General features: G+C 56.1%; 1 pseudogene. It reads left to right on the top strand.

Annotation, left to right across the window (positions count from 1 at the left end):
• A pseudogene (locus GN208_RS17935) lies at positions 1 to 385 on the top strand (tail assembly protein); the annotation flags it as partial.
• Between the last annotated feature and the right edge of the window lie 16 nt (positions 386 to 401).

Below are 401 nucleotides of genomic sequence, written 5' to 3'. Positions count from 1 at the left end.
TTTTCCGGTGACGGATGATGTTATCCGGATTGTGCCTGTTGTGATCGGCAGCAAACGCGGGGGATTGCTGCAGGTTATTTTCGGTGCGGTAATGGTGGCTGCTGCGTTCTGGACAGGCGGTGCGTCAGTGGCGGCATGGGGAGCGATGCATACCGGGCTGGCCATGACCGGCGTATCCATGATGCTGGGCGGTATAATCCAGATGTTGTCCCCGCAGCCGGGCGGACTTGCTATGAAAGACCAGGGCGAAAATAAACCATCATATGCATTCGGTGCGCCGGTGAACACCGTTTCTCAGGGCTATCCGGTACCGATCGGTTATGGTAAGCGCCGCATCGGCGGCGCGGTTATCTCAGCCGGAATTTACGTCGAAGATCAGCAGTAACTTTCCCTTCAGTTAT

The organism is Morganella sp. HSTU-ASny43 (genome assembly GCF_022819185.1).
Classification (GTDB): Bacteria; Pseudomonadota; Gammaproteobacteria; order Enterobacterales; family Enterobacteriaceae; genus Morganella; species Morganella morganii.
This window is presented reverse-complemented; position numbering and strand designations above follow the sequence as displayed.